General features: G+C 64.4%; 21 protein-coding genes and 1 pseudogene. 18 read left to right on the plus strand and 4 right to left on the minus strand.

Annotated elements, in window-relative coordinates; genetic code table 11:
- The first annotated feature begins 1 nt into the window (after position 1).
- On the plus strand, positions 2 to 598 hold the full coding sequence (locus V5F26_RS06810; RefSeq protein WP_394947101.1) for a hypothetical protein: 597 nt from the start codon (positions 2 to 4) through the stop codon (positions 596 to 598).
- Positions 599 to 659: 61 nt separating this feature from the next.
- Here the strand turns inward: V5F26_RS06810 and V5F26_RS06815 are convergent.
- Positions 660 to 920: pseudogene (locus V5F26_RS06815) on the minus strand (BRO-N domain-containing protein); the annotation flags it as partial.
- A gap of 1,886 nt (positions 921 to 2,806) precedes the next feature.
- Here V5F26_RS06815 and V5F26_RS06820 point away from each other — a divergent pair.
- From V5F26_RS06820 to V5F26_RS06880, 13 genes are all read left to right on the plus strand, one after another.
- Complete coding sequence (locus tag V5F26_RS06820; RefSeq protein ID WP_509210542.1) at positions 2,807 to 3,313, plus strand: hypothetical protein; 507 nt, start codon at positions 2,807 to 2,809, stop codon at positions 3,311 to 3,313.
- Positions 3,314 to 3,627: 314 nt separating this feature from the next.
- Entirely contained in the window at positions 3,628 to 4,341 is a 714-nt protein-coding gene (locus tag V5F26_RS06825) for a DUF3102 domain-containing protein (protein ID WP_394946980.1), read from the plus strand.
- A 497-nt stretch (positions 4,342 to 4,838) separates the two neighbouring features.
- A complete protein-coding gene (locus V5F26_RS06830) occupies positions 4,839 to 5,780 on the plus strand; it encodes a major capsid protein (protein ID WP_394946981.1) in 942 nt (313 codons plus the stop codon).
- 462 nt (positions 5,781 to 6,242) lie between these two features.
- Positions 6,243 to 6,719: a hypothetical protein gene (locus V5F26_RS06835; protein ID WP_394946982.1), complete on the plus strand. Its 477-nt coding sequence runs from the start codon at positions 6,243 to 6,245 to the stop codon at positions 6,717 to 6,719.
- On the plus strand, positions 6,719 to 7,018 hold the full coding sequence (locus V5F26_RS06840) for a hypothetical protein (protein WP_394946983.1): 300 nt from the start codon (positions 6,719 to 6,721) through the stop codon (positions 7,016 to 7,018). The genes V5F26_RS06835 and V5F26_RS06840 overlap by 1 nt, the downstream gene beginning before the upstream one ends.
- A 337-nt stretch (positions 7,019 to 7,355) precedes the next feature.
- Positions 7,356 to 7,613: a hypothetical protein gene (locus tag V5F26_RS06845; protein ID WP_394946984.1), complete on the plus strand. Its 258-nt coding sequence runs from the start codon at positions 7,356 to 7,358 to the stop codon at positions 7,611 to 7,613.
- The gene (locus tag V5F26_RS06850; protein WP_394946985.1) at positions 7,610 to 7,807 is read left to right on the plus strand and encodes an AP2 domain-containing protein; all 198 of its coding nucleotides are present in this window, start codon (positions 7,610 to 7,612) and stop codon (positions 7,805 to 7,807) included. Before V5F26_RS06845 ends, V5F26_RS06850 begins: the two co-directional genes overlap by 4 nt.
- Before the next feature lie 181 nt (positions 7,808 to 7,988).
- A complete protein-coding gene (locus V5F26_RS06855; RefSeq protein WP_394946986.1) occupies positions 7,989 to 8,582 on the plus strand; it encodes a Rha family transcriptional regulator in 594 nt (197 codons plus the stop codon).
- 484 nt (positions 8,583 to 9,066) lie between these two features.
- Positions 9,067 to 9,507: a hypothetical protein gene (locus V5F26_RS06860; protein ID WP_394946987.1), complete on the plus strand. Its 441-nt coding sequence runs from the start codon at positions 9,067 to 9,069 to the stop codon at positions 9,505 to 9,507.
- Positions 9,508 to 9,524: 17 nt separating this feature from the next.
- Complete coding sequence (locus V5F26_RS06865; RefSeq protein ID WP_394946988.1) at positions 9,525 to 9,854, plus strand: hypothetical protein; 330 nt, start codon at positions 9,525 to 9,527, stop codon at positions 9,852 to 9,854.
- Positions 9,855 to 9,984: 130 nt separating this feature from the next.
- Complete coding sequence (locus V5F26_RS06870; protein WP_394946989.1) at positions 9,985 to 10,254, plus strand: hypothetical protein; 270 nt, start codon at positions 9,985 to 9,987, stop codon at positions 10,252 to 10,254.
- 19 nt (positions 10,255 to 10,273) lie between these two features.
- Complete coding sequence (locus V5F26_RS06875) at positions 10,274 to 10,837, plus strand: recombinase family protein (RefSeq protein WP_509210543.1); 564 nt, start codon at positions 10,274 to 10,276, stop codon at positions 10,835 to 10,837.
- 96 nt (positions 10,838 to 10,933) lie between these two features.
- The gene (locus tag V5F26_RS06880) at positions 10,934 to 11,932 is read left to right on the plus strand and encodes a pentapeptide repeat-containing protein (protein ID WP_394946991.1); all 999 of its coding nucleotides are present in this window, start codon (positions 10,934 to 10,936) and stop codon (positions 11,930 to 11,932) included.
- Between the two features lie 616 nt (positions 11,933 to 12,548).
- Here V5F26_RS06880 and V5F26_RS06885 read toward each other — a convergent pair.
- Entirely contained in the window at positions 12,549 to 14,228 is a 1,680-nt protein-coding gene (locus V5F26_RS06885; RefSeq protein WP_394946992.1) for a methyl-accepting chemotaxis protein, read from the minus strand.
- Between the two features lie 420 nt (positions 14,229 to 14,648).
- Here V5F26_RS06885 and V5F26_RS06890 point away from each other — a divergent pair, with 420 nt between their 5' ends.
- The 3 genes from V5F26_RS06890 to V5F26_RS06900 all read left to right on the plus strand — a co-directional run bounded on the left by V5F26_RS06890 (position 14,649) and on the right by V5F26_RS06900 (position 17,420).
- Entirely contained in the window at positions 14,649 to 16,319 is a 1,671-nt protein-coding gene (locus V5F26_RS06890) for an FMN-binding glutamate synthase family protein (protein ID WP_394059024.1), read from the plus strand.
- 361 nt (positions 16,320 to 16,680) lie between these two features.
- Positions 16,681 to 17,109, plus strand: a complete 429-nt coding sequence (locus V5F26_RS06895) for an Hsp20 family protein (protein WP_394059025.1) — start codon at positions 16,681 to 16,683, stop codon at positions 17,107 to 17,109.
- A gap of 41 nt (positions 17,110 to 17,150) precedes the next feature.
- Positions 17,151 to 17,420, plus strand: coding sequence for a BQ00720 family protein (locus V5F26_RS06900; protein ID WP_234054149.1), 270 nt, complete (start codon positions 17,151 to 17,153; stop codon positions 17,418 to 17,420).
- Between the two features lie 420 nt (positions 17,421 to 17,840).
- Here the strand turns inward: V5F26_RS06900 and ptsN are convergent, their stop codons facing one another.
- Together ptsN and hpf are read right to left on the minus strand one after the other, a co-directional pair.
- The gene (ptsN, locus tag V5F26_RS06905; RefSeq protein ID WP_234054139.1) at positions 17,841 to 18,305 is read right to left on the minus strand and encodes a PTS IIA-like nitrogen regulatory protein PtsN; all 465 of its coding nucleotides are present in this window, start codon (positions 18,303 to 18,305) and stop codon (positions 17,841 to 17,843) included.
- Between the two features lie 71 nt (positions 18,306 to 18,376).
- Positions 18,377 to 18,970: a ribosome hibernation-promoting factor, HPF/YfiA family gene (gene hpf, locus V5F26_RS06910; RefSeq protein ID WP_234054141.1), complete on the minus strand. Its 594-nt coding sequence runs from the start codon at positions 18,968 to 18,970 to the stop codon at positions 18,377 to 18,379.
- Between the two features lie 254 nt (positions 18,971 to 19,224).
- Here hpf and ribA point away from each other — a divergent pair, with 254 nt between their 5' ends.
- Positions 19,225 to 20,367: a GTP cyclohydrolase II RibA gene (gene ribA / locus V5F26_RS06915; protein ID WP_394059027.1), complete on the plus strand. Its 1,143-nt coding sequence runs from the start codon at positions 19,225 to 19,227 to the stop codon at positions 20,365 to 20,367.
- The last annotated feature ends 111 nt before the right edge of the window (positions 20,368 to 20,478 follow it).

Consider the following 20,478-nt stretch of genomic DNA (forward strand, 5'->3'; position numbering starts at 1 on the left):
CATGGCCTATCTCGTCAAGGCCGCTGAAGAACACGCTCGAGCCCTGGCGCCCATCCTGCGGCTGGCTGACCGGGCCGAGATCGAGGCGCTCACTGGCCTAGAGCCCTTGGAGGTGCTCCTGCGGCACATCAAGTTCCACGAGGCAGAGGCCGTCTTCTCCGATGCGGGGGAGCTGGCGGGAATGTGCGTCGTGGGGGTGTGCTTATCGCCCATTCCCGACCATCCGCATGGGGCTTCTGTTGAGGTCGGGCGACTGTGGGGAGTCGGGACCCATATCCTTGAAGAGCGGCCAATCGAGTTCCTCCGTGCCAGCCGGAAGTGGATAGGGGCACAGCTCCAGCGTTTTCCCTCTCTCTACTGGGACATTGATGCGCGGCATTCAAAGGGGATCGACTGGCTCGAATGGCTCGGTTTCTCCGTCTATTTCGAGCCTCAGCCTTTCGGCATCCACGGCCTCCCGTTTCACTCAGCCCACATGCTGCGCCACGAATTCCACGACGGTGCACACCGGCCACCGCGCTCTTGGCGAGAGTCAAATAACGCCCGGCTGCGTCGCTGGCTTGCGTCTCGCCGGTGCGGACCTTCTCCTCGCCCATGACATAGGCGCCGTCCTTGTCACTCCGGCGTAGCCGGAGCCTCGGGATGGCGGGGAGCACCACGCGCGTCACCCAGTCCTGCCGCGCCAGCGGCGCATGGAAGGGCCGGGCCTGCGCCTTGTCGGAGCGGCCGGCCAGCCGATAGAGGCCGGGCTCGGAGATGACGGTGACGTTGGGGTTGCCGCGAGTACCCCGAGGCAGCTTCTGGGTATTCTTCTCGTCTGCGGACAGGCCCCGGAGCCACTGCCAGACGCCGTTGGACACGTCCATGCCCAGCGCCCGGCAGACGTCGGCCGCCACGAACCAGGGGGAGCCGTCGATCATCACCACGCGCACGTCGTGGCCGTTGAAGTTGAGCTGCCGGGAAACATCTCGCCAGCAAGATGGCCCATTCAGATACCGCTTCAGGGCGCTGGAGGCCTCTCGATGGGGTCTGAAATACGTTTATTTTCAATGCTTTGACTTTTCCGCCACTCTAGCCTAACTCGCACCGCCAAGCCGCAGCGTCCTGCTGTTGTTTTGGTGACAGCCACGACAGGCCGCCCAACGCTGGCGATACAGCGAGAACCTCCGCCCGTGTCCCCCGAAAGGGCATATGGCATTGGCGGAGCGGTGCGTAGCGGCACCAGTCCTCCGGCTTGCTTCCCCCTCGACGGGGAGGACCGACCGGAGACGAGGCATAAAATACGCTGGGGGCATGCAGGTGATTATCTGCTTTCCGTCCTCCTGAGAGATTCACGAACGCACACCACCGAGAGAAATTGGCAGGTCATCACTGATGGCTCGCTCGGTGTGCGTCCGTGAGTCCCTTGGGGGGTAGGGGGGCATGCAGGTGTTTCTGTAAGCGTTTCTTCAAGCTTCAAGGAAGGCTTTCCGTCAGCTTTATGGAAGCGTTCCCTCCACCGACCACCATCCTATGACCTCCTGAAATCTCCTTCCGGGGCCTGTAGGTGGTCCTCAGTGTCGTCTCGTCTTCGACCTCCTGAAAGGTATCACGCGTGATACCTTTGACCTCGTGGTCTCGACCAATCCAAAAGTGTCCGATCGGACACCTCTGCCCCTCGTGGTCTAGACCAATCCAAAATGCTCGTCGACGAGCAGTTTGACCTCGTGGTCTCTGGAAAGTTGCGCATGCGCAATTTTTGGCGACCCCCGAAAAATGTGGACCTCCACACCTTTGACCTCGTGGTCTCGACCTCCCGAGAAAGGGCTCACCGGTGAGCCTTTTGACCATCGTGGTCTCGATCCCCTGAAAAATCTAGCACGCTAGACCTTTGACCATCGTGGTCTTGGTCTCCCGAAAAAGTGTCGTTGACGACACATTTGACCCGTGGCCTCGACCTTCCCTGAAAAGTCTCACCGGCGAGACTTTTGCCCCATTGGTCTCTGAAAAGGGGAGCACGCCCCCTTTTTGGCGACCTTCCGAAAAGGGGTGGAGCTCCACCCCTTTGACCTCGTCTAGGTGGTCTCCTGAAAAAGTTCGCATGCGACCCTTTTGATCCCGTGGCCTCGACCTCCCGAAAAGTGCAACGCGCTGCATTTTTGCCCTCGGGCTCCTCCCTGCCGAGAACGGCTGATCGCTCATGTTTTGGTGACAGCCCCGACAACCCATCGCGTGAAGGATCACCCCCATGCTCGATAGCGCAGCGCCTTTTGAGGACGCCGACACCCCGGCTTGCTCCTATCAGCCCGTGACCTTTCACGAGGCATTCCGTCCGTGCCCCTCGCATCGGTCGCTCTATGACGAACTCTTCCCGGCTGACGACGATGGCGAAGACGTGCCAGGGGAAGAAGACGAAGCCCCAAGCGTCGCTGGCGCGACTGCCAAAGGCGACCAGCACAACGCCCACGTCATCGCCTACATGGCCCGTCGAGAGCGCTGCCAGCACCTCGCGACCCTCACCCGTGCCCTTCTCAAAGCCCGTCAGCATCTCGACGGCTCCCCGGGCTGCACCCGGATGGGCTTCAGCGAGGAGTGGTGTTCCCCAAGGTGGTCTTCCTCTGAGGAAGAGCTTCTAGCCCTCCCCCCAGCGGGCCTTGCCCGCCCTGACGAGCCCCTGACCATTGACGAGTTCCAGGCCATCAACCCTTGCCATGACGGACGATGGGTGCGCTATCCGAGCTGCAGCTTGCCTTGGTATGGCTGGCCTCCCGTCTTCGGTCATGACGACCCGGTTCTCTTTCGCCTCCGTGTCTGGCAGGGGGCCGCCATGGTCCGCTCTCAGATCGCTGAGGCTGGTGGTCTCGACGATGACCATGGGTGGATCAGCCGGCCGACAGGCGCCTACCGTCCCGAGTGGTGGAATGACCAGCTCCAAGCCGCCTTCATGCTCCCCTCGGAACGTGCCGCAGCCGCCACGGCCCGGAAGAAGACCGCCAACACCGAAGCCAAGCGCCGCAGCCGGGCTACGCAGAGGGTGAAGGCCGGCAAGGCCCCCACGCCCAAGAAGACCGGCCCCCGCCCTGTGGTCATGGACGGCGACTTCGCCTTCGTGCCCCTGACGAGGGGCTACACGGCCCGCCTTCCCGCCGCCGACGCGCCCCTGGTGGAAGGCCACGACTGGCATGTGTGCATCCCCGGTCCCGGCAAGAAGCCGTTCGCGCGGCGCCTCGTGGCCGGTGACGGATGCAAGCAGAAGGCCCTGCGAATGGACAAGGTCGAGGGCCTCACCGGGCCGGTGGTGGTCATCCCGCCTACAGAATTTCAAGTTTCCTGAGGGATGGCGTCAGTCACTCGCTGTTCCTTGAATGCGAGAGGATGACCTTCCAGCGGGCTTTGCCCGCCCTGATCATCCCACCTTGCGGGCACCCTGACCGGCTGAGGTCGGATAGGGGTGCCCGCATCCTCTCCCTATTGCGCCCGTCCCCATGGGCTCCCTGTCCGCGCTCCGACCGTTAGCAGCGGTCGTTGAGCGCCTCGCCACCTCTCCCCATGCCCTGGCTCGCTTCGCGTCTCCTTTCCGCGAGACGAGCGATTGCATGGGGAGAGGTCGGCATTCCGTTTCCTCACCCGCAACGAAAGGACCCGCCGATGTCATCCACCAACGCCGTCGTCATCGTTGAAGACCCCGCCTACCTCGCCCGGGAGATCAACTACAACCATCAGCAAGTGGTCGAGCACGGCAAGTCCATGCTGGCCTACGCGGCGGATGCCGGAAGGGGCCTCATCTCTGTGAAGGGGATGCTTAAGCACGGCGAGTTCAAGCCGTGGATCAAAGCGAACTGCGCGTTCTCATACGAGATGGCAGCCCGCTATATGCGTGTCGCGAAAAATGTCACGCGTGACACTTTTGACCTCGACACCAGCCTCCGCCAGTTCCTGGGGGTTGAGAGCAAGCCCGCCACCCCTTGCCCCACCCCCACCGACCTCTCCCAGGACGACGCTTCCCACGCCCTGAAGCTCCAGGCCCTGGTGGAGCGTGGTGCCACCGAAGGCGAGCGTGACGTGGCGTGGAACAAGCTGAACGCCTACGCAAAGGGGTTCGGAATGGGGCCGGAGGAGCTTGTCATCAAGGCCCAGGACATCCTCCCGGACTGGCAGAAGTCCCCCGACTTGATCGAGAAGGAACGCTACCGGGCCGAAGCCGCCACCCTCCGCGCCCAGCTTGAAGCCATCCAGGGCCGCATCAACCAGCTCCGCACGGACTGCATGAGCATGACTCGGGAGGCTCTGGAAGAGGCTTACATCGGCCTCATGCTGGAGCGGGAAGGTCTCACCAAGATCAACGAGAAGGCCGCCCGATGAACGACACGCCCCGCCTGTCCTGCACCGCAGGGTAGGCTCCTGGCGACGTGCCGCATCCGCTCGTGCGGTGCACTCGCAGGTCCGAACCCTGCCACGCCGCGCCACCACCCCTTGATGATGTCCCCAGCCGCCCAATCGCGGCCCCTCGAATGACGCGCCATCGCTCTCCAGCGAGACGCCCGAGGCCCCCCAGGCACCCACTACGTGGGCTGCATATGCGGGGTTAACATGCCCTGCGAACTCCGGTCCTGTGGTCTCCCTTCCCCGCGCTGAGGTGCGGCGGGAGGCCCTTGGCTGGAACTACTCCTTGAGCGTGTCGGGACCCATGGCAAACGCCGCCAGCCACCGCCGGCTCTCCTGTCCGCCTTTCCAGCAACCCCCTGCGACTCCACTGAGGTGGAGCCTCCAGGCCCTGGAACAGGCGCCCCAAGAGAACTACCGGCCGCGCTCGCGACGCCACGCCATAACCCTCCACATCATCAAGGAATTTTCACACCATGGCTTATGGTGACACCACTGTTTCGCGTCTCGGTCAGGTCAATCAGGCCGGCGCCACCGACGCTCTCTTCCTCAAGGTCTTCGCTGGCGAGGTCCTCACCGAGTTCGAGCGCAACAACGTTTTCAAGAAGCTGACGTTCGTCCGTCAGATTCAGAGCGGCCGATCTGCCCAGTTCCCGCTGGTCGGCCGTGCCAGCTCCGCCTACCACACCCCCGGCACCTGGATCGACGGCAGCGCCATCGACCACGCCGAGAAGGTCATCACCATTGACGACAAGCTGGTGGCGACCTCCTTCGTCGCGGATGTTGACGAGGCCATGAATCACTATGACATTCGTGGCGTCTATTCCAAGGAGCTGGGTCAGGAGCTGTCCTACCAGTACGACACGCACCTTGCCGCCGTCCTGGCCCTTGCCGCGCGTGCGTCCTCACCCATCACCGGCCGTCTTGGCGGCTCCCGCATCGCTCATGCGGACATGCTGACCGATCCGGCACGTCTGGAAGCGGCCCTGTTCACCGCCACTCAGACCCTGGACGAGAAGAACGTCACGCAGAGCGACCGCTATGCCGTGTTCCGTCCGGCGCAGTATTACCTGCTTGCCCAGCGCGACCGGCTCGTGGACACGAACCTTGGCGCTCAGGGCTCCGTGGCCTCCGGCATCGTGCAGACCATCGCCGGCCTGCCCATCGTGAAGTCGAACCACGTCCCGAACACCCAGGTGACGACCGGCCCGACCAAGTACCAGGGCGACTTCACCACGACCGTGGGTCTCGTCTTCAACAAGATGGCCGCCGGCACCGTGCAGCTCATGGACCTGTCCATGGAGAGCGACTACGAAATTCGCCGTCAGGGCACCTTCCTGATCGGCTCGTACCTCTGCGGACACGACGTTCTGCGCTCCGACTGCGCCATTGAGCTGGCGACGGGCGCGGTGGCGTAAGCCCGCCGCATGACCTGCGGTGCCCGATGATCGCCCCATCTCCGGAAGCTACGTTCATCGCGACATGGTCCCTGCCGCTCCTGTGGCTGATACCACTGGTGGCGAAGACTTTGTCGCTCAACTGAACGCCCTCATGGCGTCCCTTCGCGCCGCCGGCATCCTGTTGACCAGCGACAGCGAAGACGCCCCGGCGGAATAGCTCTGCCCCTTTGCCGTCTCCTCTCAAGGAGCCCTGAAGCCCATCCCTCAGATTTGAGGGGTGGGTGAACAGGGCGTTTACGGCCTCGACATGGCTTTCCCCATGGCGGGTTCCACCAAGCCCCTCAGGACCTATCACAGGGCCCCGAGGGCACCCCCTTTTGCGGACACCCCTACGCTCGCGTAGCTCGCCCAACACCTCGCCCGACCTCTTCAGGAGGCTGCTTCGCAGCTTACAGGGCGCCACCACCAGAAAGGATTATCATGCCCCTGCACACCATCATTACCGCTGCCATCTCGTACAGCCGAGAAGTTGGAGACATCGTCTCTTTCGCCATGCGGATCGAACACCCTGACGGAACCGTCGAGGAAGCCACCGGGCCGATTTCGGCGGCCACTTGGGGCTCCGTAGCGAACCTATATGCGGCCGCCTATGCGCTCTCTCAGGTCGATCCCGAAAGCGCTGGCACGGTCATCCTCAAGACCGGATCAACCGGCGTGGCGGATGCGATCCACGGTGTTCCTCTCGACTGGTCGAACACAACCCGCATCTCTCAGATCGAGGGGCATCACGAGCTTTCCCAGGTCGCCAAGCGGTTCCCGGATTTGCGCGTGGAAGTTCTCCACCGCTACGACCCCTTCCTCATGGAAATGCAGAGCCTCGCGAAGGCCGATGCTGTCGCTTATGGCCGGGAGCGTCTTGCCTCCTGCGGCATTATCCTTGACGCGGAGGCCGCGTGATGACGGACTTAAGCACCTGCACCTTGCGCGACATTCCCGGTTCCTACGGCACCGCTCCGGCCTCCCGCATCCCGGCTCCGATGATCGCCGCCGGCCTCTATGACCTGTCGCCCGGCACCCTCCGGCACGACGGCTCCCGCCCGCGCACCATCTTCGACATGACCACCGAGGACGGCCGGGCCGCCCATGCCGCCCTTCTGGCGGACCGCGACCGCTCTGAGGCGGCCAAGGAAGCCGCGTTGGAACGCCACGCCGCGTCCCAGGGTGCCGCTGAAGGCATGAACGGCGAAGGCATCTGACATTGGCCGTTCACCAGGAAACCGCCGATGATTATGGCCGGGTGCTGGTCTTGCTCAATGACCGGTGGCGCGTGGCCGTGTGCTCAGATGGCGTTCAGTATCTCTTGCAGCGGCGTTGCGCCGGCGCCAAGGAGCGCCCGTGGTCCTCGCAATCCTTCTGCGTGACGAAGAGCGCCCTTGAACGGTGCATCCATGAGAAGGTCGTGGTCGGCGGATTTTCAGTCGGGGCAGAGGCCCACGCCGCCATTGAGCTACTGCCTGTCCGTGCAAGCCTTGTCGCGGCTCAGCCCAGCCCGCTTGCGCCTCTGACCCGGCTTCTCCCCGAGGAGGCCGCCTGATGCCCTCACTTCAAGACATGAGCCTCGTGGACTTCCACGACGGCAAGGGGCCTCGGCACGTTGAGGGGCTGGTGTGGTCGCCCGTCTCCCGCCTCTGGGAAGCGACCATGACCGACCCGCAGGGGAACAAGATGTTCTTGGGGAGCTTCGAGACGCCTGCACGGGCTATCGAGGCCGTCGAGAGCATGACCAAGACCTTCGCCAAGCTGAAGGCGTTCACGGGCACCAAGGTGGGCGGACCAAGGCCAACCGAATGAGCGTGAAGCGCCCCTTTCGCGGGGTTTCGTGGGATGCGCTCTATAAGTGCTGGACGGCGACCATCACCGTGAACGGCAAGCGCCTCTGGTTGGGCTCCTTCGAGCGGCCGGAAGATGCCGCCCGGGCCTATGACGCCGCTGCCCTTCAGCACCACGGCAGCAAGGCGAAGCTGAACGGCCTGACGGCCTCCTGAGGGCGCATAGCGCCGTTCTGAGCACGCCTTCCCGTTCGCCCTCGCGACGCGTGCCCGGTCCAATCCCGGCACGGTGCCGCCCCCATGCGACCCGCTGACAGGTCCGATCCCTGTCCGGTGCCGCCTTCCTCTCACCAACCACCGCGATCCCGCCGATACGCGGCTTTAGAAAGGAAGGATCATGCCCACCAAAGGCGCAACTGAAATCCACCGGGAGCTTCGTGACGAAGGCATCCCGAATCCTTGGCGGCCCCGGCGAAAGCCATTACCGAACCCTTGGGCAGGCATCATTGGTGCCCCCGATGACGACCCGACCAAAATCCCCATCCTCGTGGTGGGGGCAGACGGGATGGGGCGGGCCAATAGCCGGGACGTGGCTGCCTACTTTGGGAAGCAGCACAAGAACGTGCTTCGCGACATCGAAGCCCTGCTCGCTGATGACCCATCATGTCGGCTCAATTTTGAGCTTACATCGGAAACCGTTGCCATGCCTCGCGGCGGCTTCCGACAAGAGCCCGCTTATCTCATGGACCGCGACGGCTTTACCCTCTTGGTCATGGGCTATTCCGGGAAGAAGGCTCTCGCCTTCAAACGTGCCTACATCAAGGCTTACAATGTCCTTGAAGCGGAGGCCATCGCGACCCGTGAGCAAGAGGTGAAGGCACAGCGCTACGTTGATGCCATCTACATGGCGAAGGCTGCGGGGCTTTACGGCCCCGACACGAAGGAGCCCCTTCACAAGATAATCGCCCGCATCCTGGACGGGATCGACTGACCACCAGCGACCATTGGCAGGTCCCACCCCTGCAATGTGCCGCCCCCTTTCAAGTTCTCTGCAAGATCGCGCCACGCCTCACCAAGGCGGACGCTCCCGGCGAATATTGCCCGCCCCGGCGATATTTGCCGGAAATTTTCGAGCCCCCCTCAATAGATAAAAAGAACGCGCGGTTCCCCCGGTGCCCCTCGCGCCTGAGAGGGAACACCGCGCGGCACGCGAGCGAACGGCAAGTTACGCCCACCCACGCGCAAGCACAGGCGCCCGCAACGCATGTACACGCGCCCACATGCTCGCGTTATTCCGCTTCGGTCGTAAGTTTAGTGTCGGACAAAATATGTATTGAGCATCAACAGCTTCTGAGAAAAATCAAGAAATTCTCAGAATTGTGCTTGACAGTTCCAGCGAGACGAATCAGTCTTTTCTCATGTTCGGAGCGGCGATCGGCCCACGAACACTTCCAAACAACTTGAGGAACACTGAGATGCTCACGATTGACTCGGCTATTGCGCTTGTCACCGACACCTTCGCCCCTGAAGAAGTCCTGTCCGCCGTCTGGTCCGGTGACGGCATGGAGGTGCTGGTGATGGCGACCGAGGCGGGAGAAGGCTTCGTTGCCACCGTGTGGGAAGGGGAGGACATCGACGGCCGGCCCGTCCTGTACTGCGATGCCGGCGACAAGGGCCTTGACGACTTCACCGACGCCCTTGCCCGCGCCAACGGCCTGAAGCCGTGGGCCAATCAGGACACCGTGGGCGACATGACGTGGCACACATGGGCGGGGAAGGTCGAGACAATCGACGCCTACGCCTCGGGGGAGCTTGAGCCAGGGCGGGCCGTGGCCGCTGAGGCTTGGTCGGTGGAGCGCATGGCCGCTGCCAAGCGGGACGCGGACGCCTTCAACGATGCGCCAGAGCTGGTCTGAGCCGAGGGGGACAGGACATGAGCGAGACCATGACCTTTGACGAAGCCAAGGCCCTACAGGCCGCCCTTGAGGCGAGTGTGGCCCGTGCGGGGGCGTGGCTGGACCATCTGCGGGGCGACCATCGCACCGTCCTTGGCCTCACGCCCGACGAGGTGAAGTTCTCTCGGGAATGGCAGCGGGGGAAGGCGGTCTATGACGCGGCCTTCCGGCGCCTGCGGGAGTTCAACCGGGTGTTCGTGAAAGCCTACGCCAAGGAGCTTCGGGCCGAACGGCGGGAGCGGGACCGGGTGCGCAATGCCCGCATCACCCAAGCCGCCAGAGAAGCCGCACAGGCGATGCCTCAATAGGGCTCAAGGCCCTGTGAGACGAGGCGTCCGAAAAGCCGGAATGGACCCTATCGGACGCCCTCCACACCGTCTCGCAGGGGAGGTGTTCAATGGGACCCGCCCCGGCGGGCAACGGGACAGGGGATTGGTGATGACCGCCCACATTGCAGCTTTTCCGATGGCCGCCGCAGGGGAGGCGCCCGCACCCTCGCTGCCGAGCGCAGCCGAGCCGTCGCCACAGGGGCCATGGGAGATCGAAGGGGGCCGTATCGTCTTCGCGGCCGACGATCCGATGAGCGACGAGACGCTGACCGCCGTGACGGCCGCTCGCATCACTATCGGCACCGACGAATGGTGGTCGGACGCATCGCGGGCTGAGGAACTGAGCTACGCCGTCCGCAACGGCATCGTGTTCGGCTGAGACGGGGGGGAGGATGACGATGCTGGTGGGATATGCGCGGGTGAGCACGGACGGGCAGGATGCGGGCTTTCAGAGCCAGCTTGACGACCTCAAGGAGGCCGGCTGCGACAAGCTCTTTCAGGAGCACGTCAGCGCCGTTGCCGCGTCCCGGCCGGAGCTGGAACGGGCCTTGGAGTTCCTGCGGGAGGGCGACACGCTGGTGGTGACCAAGCTGGACCGCCTCGCTCGGTCGGTGCAGCACCTGTGGACCATCGTGGAAGCCCTCGACGCTAAGGGCGTGGGGCTGGTCATCCTCAACCTGGGTGGGGAGAAGCTGAACACGTCGTCCGCCTCAGGGCGCTTGATGCTCTCGGTCTTCGGCGCCGTAGCGGCCTTCGAGCGGGAATTGCTCCTTGAGCGGCAACGGGCCGGCATCGCCAAGGCGAAAGCTGAAGGCAAGTACCGGGGCCGCAAGCCCACAGCACGGGCCAGGGCGGACGAGGTCAAGCGGCTGAGGGGTGAGGGCGTAAGCCCCACGGCCATTGCGGAGCGGCTTGGGATCGGTCGTGCGAGTGTGTATCGGTGCTTGCAGGGGGTGGGGTGAGGAGCGGGACTTTCCGCGCGGCTGTGTCGCTATCTGTGACGTTTGGATAGATGTCGGGTGCGACTTGGGGTCAACGTGAGCTTGAGATACGGTAAGATGCAGGAAATCCATGCCGATGATCAGGCAGAGAAGCGAATGCGATTAATTCAAATCCTGGCCGGGCTTCTTTCTGCGGCCGGCGCGGTTGCGGCAGCTATCGGCGTTTGGCTTCAGTTCGCCGCATACAGGGAAGAGGGGTTCGTTCGCCAATATGGCGCCTTCTCTCTGGCGTGGACGATAGTGAAAGATGGAAATGGCATAGACCATGACATTGGCCAAGGCGCGGCGCTACAATTCCTGTTTGATCAAGGCCAGTTATATGGAGATATCTCTCTAGTTAATTCATTGATTTTGTCAGTTATTCTTGGATCTGCGGATCGAGAGGCTAGACTATCCTCATCTACATTTTGTGGAACCCATTTTCTATTTGTTAGTATGATAAATGCGAATATTAGGCAATCAAATTTCACAAATGCGCATATGTCAACTGTATTTTTGCATGGAGTGCATGCCTATGGCTCGCATTTTGATAATGTATATTTTATGAAAACGTACGCCGATGACGCGTCGTTCGTGGCTGCATCATTTGTGCGGGCCGTTGTCCATGGTGGAAGCTTTAAGGGGGCGGATTTTTCGGGGGCTGATCTAAAGGGGCTGCTCACGATGCCGCTATTAGGCTCCTCCAAAAAAGGGGGCGGTGCACCTGCGTTTGATCGACCGTTCGATCAGAATATATCGAACGCCGAAGCACTGTCGGCCATTGAGCTGGATCTTCCCTTGGCTCCAGCTGATGCTATCGAAACTCCGGTGGATTTTACTGAAGCAAAGTTCGATCATGCCGACATCAGGGGGGCCGACCTGCGAAGTAGTAATATCACCCAGCGGCAAGTCGATGTGGCGTGTGCCGACGAGACGACCCAGCTCCCTGACGGGGTGAGGCCGAAAGCTGCGTGTGGTGGCGAAGAGTGGGTGGTCTCAAGGAGAGCTTTCCTTCAGGAGACTGGAGGGAGGCGAGCGGACCTGCCTGCGTGCTCCACACCAGCCCGACCCGAATAACAGAACGCATCCCGTGATGCTTGCTTGCTCGCCACTGGACTGCTACACAGAATCCATAACGGACTCGAAATTCTCTTTTATATACAATGCGTTCTGGTCGAGGATCACGTTTTCAATCCTCTCTCGCAGCACCAGCTTTCAGATCAATCAAATCTCATGTGGTCGTGCCGACGTGTCTTGGCGCGCGGTGTTAGGTGCGGTTGGGGCTCTTCAGCGGTTCGCGCAGGAGGGCGCGTCGTGCGCGCAGGGGCTTGGGAATAGGCGCAGCGGCCTTCCGGGAGGGGGCGTGCCGTTCATGCGTGAATCGGCTGCCATTTCACTCCGGGGCGCTTCACGTTGAAACGCTTGGTGAGGCTGCGTGGTCGACGATGCGCGCCTCCGGTGACGGCGTCGCGCCGGAGCGGGGGCGTGTCGGTGTGGGGCTGAGGCTTGGTTCTGCCGCCGCCTTGGCTGGTGGCCGGTTCGACGAATGTCCCGCTGGCGGTGGCCGCGGGGCCGTTACGGTTCATGCCCGCGCCGGCTTGCCGCAGACGTGGCCGCGTGCCGCTGTATCAGATGCGCGCGGCGCTGAGCGCTGCCCGTGGGCTGCTCAGCGCCGCGCGCTTGAGGTGTGTCCTCAGGCGGCCGCGAAATCGGCGACGAAGGTGTCGACCACCTGGCGCAGTTCCCGGGCCTGACCCGACAGGCCCGATGACAGCGCCATCAACTGGGACGAGGCCGCCCCCGTCATGCCCGCCGCCTGGCCGACGCCGGAAATGCTTTCCATCACCTGATGGGTGCCGCTGGCCGCCCGCTGGCAATTGTGGGCGATTTCCGCCGTGGCCGCGCTCTGCTCCTCCACGGCGCCGGAAATGGCCGAGGCGATCTCCTTGATGGAGCTGATCACACGCGCGATGCCGCCCATGGACTGCACCGAGCTTTCAGTGGCCTTCTGGATTTCCGCCACCTGCTCGGCGATGCCTTCGGTGGCCTTGGCGGTCTGCTGGGCCAGCTGCTTGACTTCCTCGGCCACCACCGCGAAGCCCTTGCCCGCCTCGCCGGCCCGTGCCGCCTCGATGGTGGCGTTGAGGGCGAGAAGGTTGGTCTGGTCGGCGATGGACTTGATGAGGTTGATGACGTCGCCGATGGCGGAGGCGGCGGCCGCGAGCTCGGAAATGCGGGCGTTGGAGGTCTGGGCCTCCACATAAGCGGAGTCCGCGATCTGCACCGAATGGGCGACCTGGCTGCTGATCTCGCGGATAGAGGCCGCCATCTCCTCGGCCGAGGCGGCGACGGTCTGGACATTGGCCGATGCCTCATCGGCGGCGCCGGAGACCACATGGGCCTGTTGCGACGTCTGCTCGGCGGTGGCGGAGAGGTTGCGGGCGGCATCGGCCACCTCGCCCGAGGAGCCCGCGAAGTTGCCCGCAAGCTGCTGCATCCGCTCCACAAAGGTGCCGGCCAGGGACTCGCGGCGGGCGAGGATCTCGCGTTCAGAGGCCTCGCGCGCCTTCTGCTCTTCCTTCAGCCGCTCGCCCTCCCGCATGCGGTCGCGCATGTAGATGACAGCCTTGCCGATGGCCCCGAATTCGTCGGTGCGCTCTGCGGTGGCGATCTCCATGCCGAGGTTGCCGTCGCCGATGGCGTGCAGCTCGGAAGAGAGATGCTCCATGGGCTGCATGATCGAGCGGTAGAGGAAGAATGCGACGATGGCCAGTACAGCGAGAACCACCGCGATGACGATGACGAGCCGGACCACCTGCGCATAAAATTCGTTTTCGATGTCGTCGATATAGACGCCGGCAGAAACAACCCAGTTCCAGGGCTTGAACATGAGGTTGTAGGAAATCTTCTCGAGCGAGGTCGAGTCGCTTCCGGCCTTTGGCGCGTAATAGCTGGTGAAGCCGCCGCCAGCCTTGGCGCTGGCCAGCTGCATCTGCACGAACAGGTTGCCGTGGGAGTCGCGGTCCTGGCTCCGGTCGCGGCCCTCCACCTCGGGTCGCGCGCCGTGAAACACGGAAACACCCTCGCCGTCATTGACGAAGAGGTAGTTATTTCCATCGAACCGCGTCCGGTGGATGATGTCGCCGGCCAGCCGCTTGGCCTCCGCCTCGGTGATGAGGCCCTTCTGCGCGGCCGCGTGAAGGCCCTGGATTTGCGTGTACGCCGCCTCGACGATCTGGCTCACGCCGGCTTTGCGCTCGTGCAGCATGCTGTCCTTGAGTGCGGACAGGAAGACGGCGCTGATCGCGACCAGGCCGATGATGAACGCCCCAAAGAGAAGAAGAAGTCGCGACCGGATCGAGAATGAGAACATAGCGTGCCCCCAACTTATTGGTGTTCCTTTAACGGGAACCCTTAATCAGAAGTGCCGGAGTTGCGCTTCTGAATCCCCTTCCAGAGATACATTTGCTGCTCCGAAATGGAAGCGTTTCCCTTGTCTTGTTTGGGGACGAGGGATGGATACACGCCTGGGCAAATCTCGCGCTGAGATGCACTGCGCGATTGTCCCCCCGCGGACTGCAAATCCGTGACGTCGGGCGGCAAAACAGGGCACGGCTTTCGCGCCCCTTACGCCCGGCTGTCCCCCGCCCATGAGCGGCTCGCCTTTGGCGCAGCCCTGCGCGCTGCCGGGTGTGGATGGGACGGGGGACAGGCCAGGGGCGGCGGGGAAGCGGGGTCGCATTCGCCTGAAAATGCTCTAGCTTGGCGCTTGTCCAAACGGGAGACCGCCATCATGACGGGCAATACCACCCCAAGCGCATGGTTGACGCCAGGGACCAAGAAGCTGCTGAGCCGCTACAGCGTCTTCATCGCCGTCACGCTCGGGGCCGTGATCAGCGTGATCTTGTCGTTCACGTCCCACCAATGGTGGCTGATCGTCTTCTGCGTGCTGTTTCCGCTGGTGCTGCTCGGCGTGTTCGACGTGACCCAGCCGGACCATTCGCTGCTGCGCAATTATCCGGTCATCGGCTCCATGCGCTGGCTGTTCGAGGCCATCCGGCCCTATCTGCGCCAGTATCTGATGGAGGACGACCTTTCCGAGAAGCCCTACAATCGTGACGAGCGATCCCTGGTCTATGCCCGCTCCAAGAACGAGGAGGACCGCCAGCCCTTCGGCACCGAGCTCGATACCTATGCCGCCGAGTATGAATGGATGACCCATTCCCTCGCGCCGACCCCCGTCAGCAAGGAGCCGTTCCGGGTGATGGTGGGGGGCGCGGATTGCAGCCGGCCTTATTCCACCTCGGTGCTCAACGTGTCGGCCATGAGTTTCGGTTCGCTCGGCGGCAATGCCATCGAGGCGCTGAATCTGGGCGCCAAGCGGGGCGGCTTCTATCACGATACCGGCGAGGGCAGCCTTTCCAAGTACCATCGCATCCATGGTGGCGACATCGTGTGGGAGATCGCGTCCGGCTATTTCGGCTGCCGCAATCCCGATGGCACCTTCTCCGCCGAGCGGTTCCGGGAGCGGGCCGCCGACGATCAGGTGAAGATGATCGAAATCAAGCTCTCGCAGGGCGCCAAGCCCGGCCATGGCGGCATGCTGCCGGGCGCCAAGGTGACGCCCGAGATCGCCGAGGCCCGGGGCATTCCCGTGGGCAAGGATTGTATCTCCCCGGCCCGCCATTCCGCCTTTTCCACGCCCGCCGAAATGATGGAGTTCGTCGGCCGGCTGCGGGAATTGTCCGGCGGCAAGCCGGTGGGCCTCAAGCTGTGCGTCGGCCATCCCACCGAGGTCTTCGCCATGGTGAAGGCCATGCTGAAGACCGGCATCCACCCGGATTTCATCGTCGTGGACGGCTCGGAGGGCGGCACCGGCGCCGCGCCGCACGAGCTGGCGGACCATGTGGGCATGCCGCTGCGCGAGGGGCTCATCATCGTGCGCAACGCGCTGGTGGGCACCGGGCTTCGCTCGCAGGTGCGGCTTGCCGCATCGGGCAAGGTGACGTCCGGCTTCTCCATGGCGGCGAACATGGCCATCGGCGCCGACTGGTGCAACGCGGCCCGCGCCTTCATGTTCTCCCTCGGCTGCGTGATGAGCATGCGCTGCCACACCGGCGAGTGTCCCACCGGCGTCACCACCAATGATCCGCACCTGCAGCGCGGCCTGGTGGTGGAGGAGAAGGCGGAGCGGGTGCGCAACTTCCAGCAGCACACGGTGGCCGCCTTGGCCGAGCTGGTGGCGGCCGCCGGCCTTTCCCATCCCAGCGAGCTCGTGCCCAGCCACATCTGGCACCGCGTGAGCCCCAACGAGGTCAAGCGCCTCGACCGCATCTATCCTTTCCTGCCTGCCGACATCCTCCTGTCGGCGCCGGATTCGACCCACTATGCGGGGGATTGGGCGGCGGCGGACCCGGACAGCTTCAGCCCCCGCCTCGCCGTGGGTCCGCGGCGGGTGGCCTAGGCACCGCCCCGCGCCCCGGCCGGCTCAAGCCGCTGGGGCGCACGGAGCAGCCCCCTAGTCTGAACCGCGTGGCTGATCCCTGCCGGGGCCTCCTCCGGGAGTGCTCCGGCATGTGTCGGCGATGGCCTGTGGCATCTCCGACACGGGGCGGAGACCTGTCCTCGCAGTCGCTTCCCGCGCTGCGGTCGGGGTTGCCCGCTCGGTTCCTTCGGCGCGGCGGCTGGCGTCTTGCGCGGGGGCAGGGTGCGCACCATATCCCCATCGTCGGGATGCCGTTGAGGGTCCCGGTGGGCGCGGCCGGATAGGTGCGCGTCCGGCAAGCCAGATTGCTTGACCAAGTCGCTTGATGAGGACTTGAGGCATGTCGCGAGTGTCTTCGTTGTCGAGCCCGTTTCTCCTGGGTTTCGACGAGGTCGAGCGGGTGCTCGACCGGGTGACCAAGAGCGCCGACGGGTATCCTCCCTACAATGTGGAGAGGATCGAAGCGGCGGCGGGGGAGCCGCTCTGCCTGCGAATCACGCTGGCGGTGGCGGGGTTTGCCGCCGATGAGCTCGAGATCACCCTCGAAGAGAAGGAGCTGACCATCCGCGGCCGGCAGATGGATGACGGGCAAGACCGCGTCTTCCTGCACCGGGGTATCGCGGCGCGGCAGTTCCAGCGCACCTTTGTCCTTGCGGAAGGCATGAACGTGCTCGGCGCTGAGCTGCGCAACGGCCTGCTTTCCGTGGACCTGATCCGCCCCGAGCCGGAGCGGCAGGTCAAGCGGATCGATATCGTCTCGCGGCCCTGAGGGCGTGGAACGGTGGCGTGCCAGAGTGAGGAGTTGAAATGATGATTGCGAATTCGGCACACGGGACGACCCCTGAAGCGATGACGCCGGAAGCCCTGGCAGGCCTGGGTGGCGGCGAGATCGCCTATGTCCGGACCATCCGCTCGGAGGACGTGAAGGCCCTCTTCCCGCAGGCGCCCCAGATCGCGCCGGGAATGACCCTGTTCACCCTCCATGCGGCGGACGGCACGCCCATTATGCTGACGGACAGCCGCGAGGCCGCGCTGGCCAATGCCATGGAGCATGAGCTGGTCACCGTGAGCGTGCACTGAGCCAGGGGCGACGTGCACTGAGACAAGACCAATCGGGAACGCCGCGCGCAAGGCGCGGCGGACCTTTGTGACATTGCCGGGCGAAGCTGCGCCTTTGCGCGCGTTGCGGAGCCGCACCGCTGGCGCGGATGGTGTGCCCTGACGTCGGCCATGCTCGCCTGATCTGCAAGCGTAGCCTGACCGGAACGCGGCTGGCGGGATAGCGGCCGCGCGCGGCCGCAGCTAAAAGCCTTCACAAGAAATCGCGCGTGCGACCCTGCGCGCGCAAGCCCTTTGCCCTCTGTACGCGCGACGGTGATTCGCCGGGGATGTGGGGGTTTGGCTGGGAGTTCGCGTGCGGACGCCGACGGGTGGCGCTGCCCCATCATGTCACCCCTGCGAGCGCTGGCTTGGCTCAGAGCTGCTCTGGCCTCGAGCCGCTCAGGCGGCGTTCGAGGCGGAGGTGGCGGTCAGCAGATTGTACATCAACGTTGCGTCGCGGGTGGCGCGCAGCTTTTCCACCACATCGGGGTCCCGCAGCATGCGGGCGACGCGGGCGAGCGCCTTCAGGTGGTCCGCCCCTGCCGCCTCGGGTGCGAGCAGGAGAAAGACGAGATCCACCGGCTCGCCGTCCAGCGATTCGAAATCGATGGGTTTTTCGAGCCGCGCGAACAGGCCCACCAGCTTGTCGAGATTCGGCAGCTTGCCATGGGGAATGGCGATGCCATTGCCCACGCCGGTTGAGCCGAGACGCTCCCTCTGCAGGAGCGTCTCGAAGATTTCCCGCTGGTCCCGGTCCACCAGCTGGCTCGCCTGCTGGGCAAGCTCCTGGAGCACCTGCTTCTTGCTGCTCGCCCGCAACATCGGGAAAACCGCGTTCGGTACGAGGAGATCGGCAAGGGGCATAGATCGGTTCCCTGCGGCTTAGGCCCGGACTTCAAGAAGGCGCGGACGCTAATCTCAAGCCGGGTTGAGGGTCAATGGACTTCCTCGGCGGAAGCGTCGATCCACCCGACATGGCCATCCGGCCGACGGTATACCACACTGACGCGCCCGTGGCCTCCGTGACGGAAGACAACCACCGGAGCACCGGTAATGTCCAGCTCCACCACCGCATCGGCCACCGACATGGTGCGCAGGCGGGTGACCTGCTCGGCCACCACGGTGGGGCTCCAGGCGTCGAGCTCCTCCTCGGTTTCCGATTCGGGCACGGCGCTCAGGACATAGCTTTGCGCCTTGGAGTTTTCGTCCGCGACCGAGGCGGCGGACAAGCGATCCTTCAGCCGCATCTTGCGCTGCTTGTAGCGCCGCAGGCGCTTCTCCAGCTTTTCCACAGCGGAGTCAGCGCAGGCGTTGGCCTCCTGCGCGTTGCCCTGGGCCTGGATGTTCACGCCCGAATCAAGATGCAGCAAGCATTCCGACCGATAGCCGGACCCTTCCGGAGACACCGTCACGTGCCCCGACCATCCGCCGTCGAAATATTTTGCGATAACTTCGGAGACACGCTCAGTGAGCCGGGCCCGAAGGGCCTCTCCGACGTCCATGTTCTTTCCCGACACGCGTAGGGCCATGCGATTTGATCCTCTTTGAGCGGGCCTTCTCGAGACGGGCCCGCTCTGTTTTACAAACCGGCCGGCTTAACAGGAGTAGGTGTCGTTTGCCGGCGTGTCAACGGAGGGGAAGGTCACGCTTCCGGGGCTGGGGATGGCGCGCCGCCCACCTTCCCCAGCGTGCCGCCTGCGACGCCGGGCAGCCGCGCGCGTCGCGCCCTTGTGCGCGGCCTGGAGGCTCGCCATTTCTGGTGTGGGAACAAAAGGGTGGCCGGGTGGCCGGATTGTGGGGGTGCATGGTGTTCGCGGCGGATCAATTCGGCGTGGTGGGCGGCGCGGAGGTCGCGGTTGAGCGCGCCATCGCCGAGTTGCGCGCCGGCCGCCCGGTGCGGATCATGGCCGGCGCGGGCTCCGATGAGGCGGTGCTGCTGCTGGGGGCAGAAGCGTTGGATGCGCATCTGGCCGAAGCGTTCGCCCGGGTGGGCGGGACATTGCGCCTGGTGCTGCCCGCCCCGCGGCTGGAAAAGCTCGGCCGGCCGGCCGCCACGGCCGGGCGCATCCCCCTCTCGCTGCCGGCGGTTCCGCAGGTGGCGGCGTTTGCGCTGGACGTGGAGGCGCGCCTGCCGCCGGGCGTCGCCGTTCAGCCTGCCCGAGACCTCGATGTTGCCGGGCTCGATCTGCTGGGGCTGGCCTTGGTGCTGCCGGCGGCCGTGATCGCCGATGTCGCGCCCGAGGCGGCGCCGGGCCTGCTGAAGGTGGAAAAGGCCGACATCGCCGCCTATCGCAAGGCGCAGGTGGCCAAGCTTCGCGTGGTGGGCCGCGCGCGGGTGCCGCTGGAGGGGGCGCCGGAGACGGAATTCGTGGTGTTTCGCGGCGGCGAGGGGCTGCGCGACCAGGTGGCGATCATCGTGGGCCGTCCGGACCTTTCGGGGCCTGTGCCGGTGCGCCTGCATTCGGCCTGCCTGACCGGTGATCTGTTCGGCTCACTGAAATGTGACTGCGGCGACCAGCTCCGCGACACGGCCCGCCTGATGGCGGAGGGGGACGGCGGCATTTTGCTCTATCTGGACCAGGAGGGGCGGGGCAACGGCATCGCCAACAAGATGCGCGCCTATCATCTCCAGTCCGAAGGCTACGACACGTTCGACGCCGACGCGGCGCTGGGTTTCGGCCTCGATCAGCGGCGCTTCGATTTCGCGGGCGAGATGCTGCGGCAGCTGGGCGTGCGGCGGGTGCGGCTTATCACCAACAATCCTCAGAAGATCGCGGCTCTTGCGGCGGCAGGCATCGAGGTGGCGGGCGACGAGCGGGTGCTGGGGCGGCCCACGGCCGAAAATGCCGGCTATCTCGCGGCCAAGCGGGAGCGCGCCGGCCATCTCATCGACCTTGAGGCGCTCGCGCAGCGGGCAGGGGGGTGAGCGTGCAATTTCCTGCGGTCCGGCGGTGCCCTTCTGTGTCATTCTGAGGGCTCGGTCAGGGCCCGGACCCGCCCCTTGAGAATGGCGGGCCGGCGGACTGGGGAGGATGCG

This window comes from Xanthobacter variabilis (assembly GCF_043831965.2).
GTDB lineage: Bacteria > Pseudomonadota > Alphaproteobacteria > Rhizobiales > Xanthobacteraceae > Xanthobacter.

What these genes read in the sequence shown, in the direction of transcription:
- V5F26_RS06810 (WP_394947101.1), top strand. Translation starts at nt 2, where the DNA reads ATGGCCTATCTCGTCAAGGCCGCTGAAGAACACGCTCGAGCCCTGGCG.
- V5F26_RS06820 (WP_509210542.1), top strand. Translation starts at nt 2,807, where the DNA reads ATGGTCCGCTCTCAGATCGCTGAGGCTGGTGGTCTCGACGATGACCAT.
- V5F26_RS06825 (WP_394946980.1), top strand. Translation starts at nt 3,628, where the DNA reads ATGTCATCCACCAACGCCGTCGTCATCGTTGAAGACCCCGCCTACCTC.
- V5F26_RS06830 (WP_394946981.1), top strand. Translation starts at nt 4,839, where the DNA reads ATGGCTTATGGTGACACCACTGTTTCGCGTCTCGGTCAGGTCAATCAG.
- V5F26_RS06835 (WP_394946982.1), top strand. Translation starts at nt 6,243, where the DNA reads ATGCCCCTGCACACCATCATTACCGCTGCCATCTCGTACAGCCGAGAA.
- V5F26_RS06840 (WP_394946983.1), top strand. Translation starts at nt 6,719, where the DNA reads ATGACGGACTTAAGCACCTGCACCTTGCGCGACATTCCCGGTTCCTAC.
- V5F26_RS06845 (WP_394946984.1), top strand. Translation starts at nt 7,356, where the DNA reads ATGCCCTCACTTCAAGACATGAGCCTCGTGGACTTCCACGACGGCAAG.
- V5F26_RS06850 (WP_394946985.1), top strand. Translation starts at nt 7,610, where the DNA reads ATGAGCGTGAAGCGCCCCTTTCGCGGGGTTTCGTGGGATGCGCTCTAT.
- V5F26_RS06855 (WP_394946986.1), top strand. Translation starts at nt 7,989, where the DNA reads ATGCCCACCAAAGGCGCAACTGAAATCCACCGGGAGCTTCGTGACGAA.
- V5F26_RS06860 (WP_394946987.1), top strand. Translation starts at nt 9,067, where the DNA reads ATGCTCACGATTGACTCGGCTATTGCGCTTGTCACCGACACCTTCGCC.
- V5F26_RS06865 (WP_394946988.1), top strand. Translation starts at nt 9,525, where the DNA reads ATGAGCGAGACCATGACCTTTGACGAAGCCAAGGCCCTACAGGCCGCC.
- V5F26_RS06870 (WP_394946989.1), top strand. Translation starts at nt 9,985, where the DNA reads ATGACCGCCCACATTGCAGCTTTTCCGATGGCCGCCGCAGGGGAGGCG.
- V5F26_RS06875 (WP_509210543.1), top strand. Translation starts at nt 10,274, where the DNA reads ATGCTGGTGGGATATGCGCGGGTGAGCACGGACGGGCAGGATGCGGGC.
- V5F26_RS06880 (WP_394946991.1), top strand. Translation starts at nt 10,934, where the DNA reads ATGCAGGAAATCCATGCCGATGATCAGGCAGAGAAGCGAATGCGATTA.
- V5F26_RS06885 (WP_394946992.1), bottom strand. Translation starts at nt 14,228, where the DNA reads ATGTTCTCATTCTCGATCCGGTCGCGACTTCTTCTTCTCTTTGGGGCG.
- V5F26_RS06890 (WP_394059024.1), top strand. Translation starts at nt 14,649, where the DNA reads ATGACGGGCAATACCACCCCAAGCGCATGGTTGACGCCAGGGACCAAG.
- V5F26_RS06895 (WP_394059025.1), top strand. Translation starts at nt 16,681, where the DNA reads ATGTCGCGAGTGTCTTCGTTGTCGAGCCCGTTTCTCCTGGGTTTCGAC.
- V5F26_RS06900 (WP_234054149.1), top strand. Translation starts at nt 17,151, where the DNA reads ATGATTGCGAATTCGGCACACGGGACGACCCCTGAAGCGATGACGCCG.
- ptsN (WP_234054139.1), bottom strand. Translation starts at nt 18,305, where the DNA reads ATGCCCCTTGCCGATCTCCTCGTACCGAACGCGGTTTTCCCGATGTTG.
- hpf (WP_234054141.1), bottom strand. Translation starts at nt 18,970, where the DNA reads ATGGCCCTACGCGTGTCGGGAAAGAACATGGACGTCGGAGAGGCCCTT.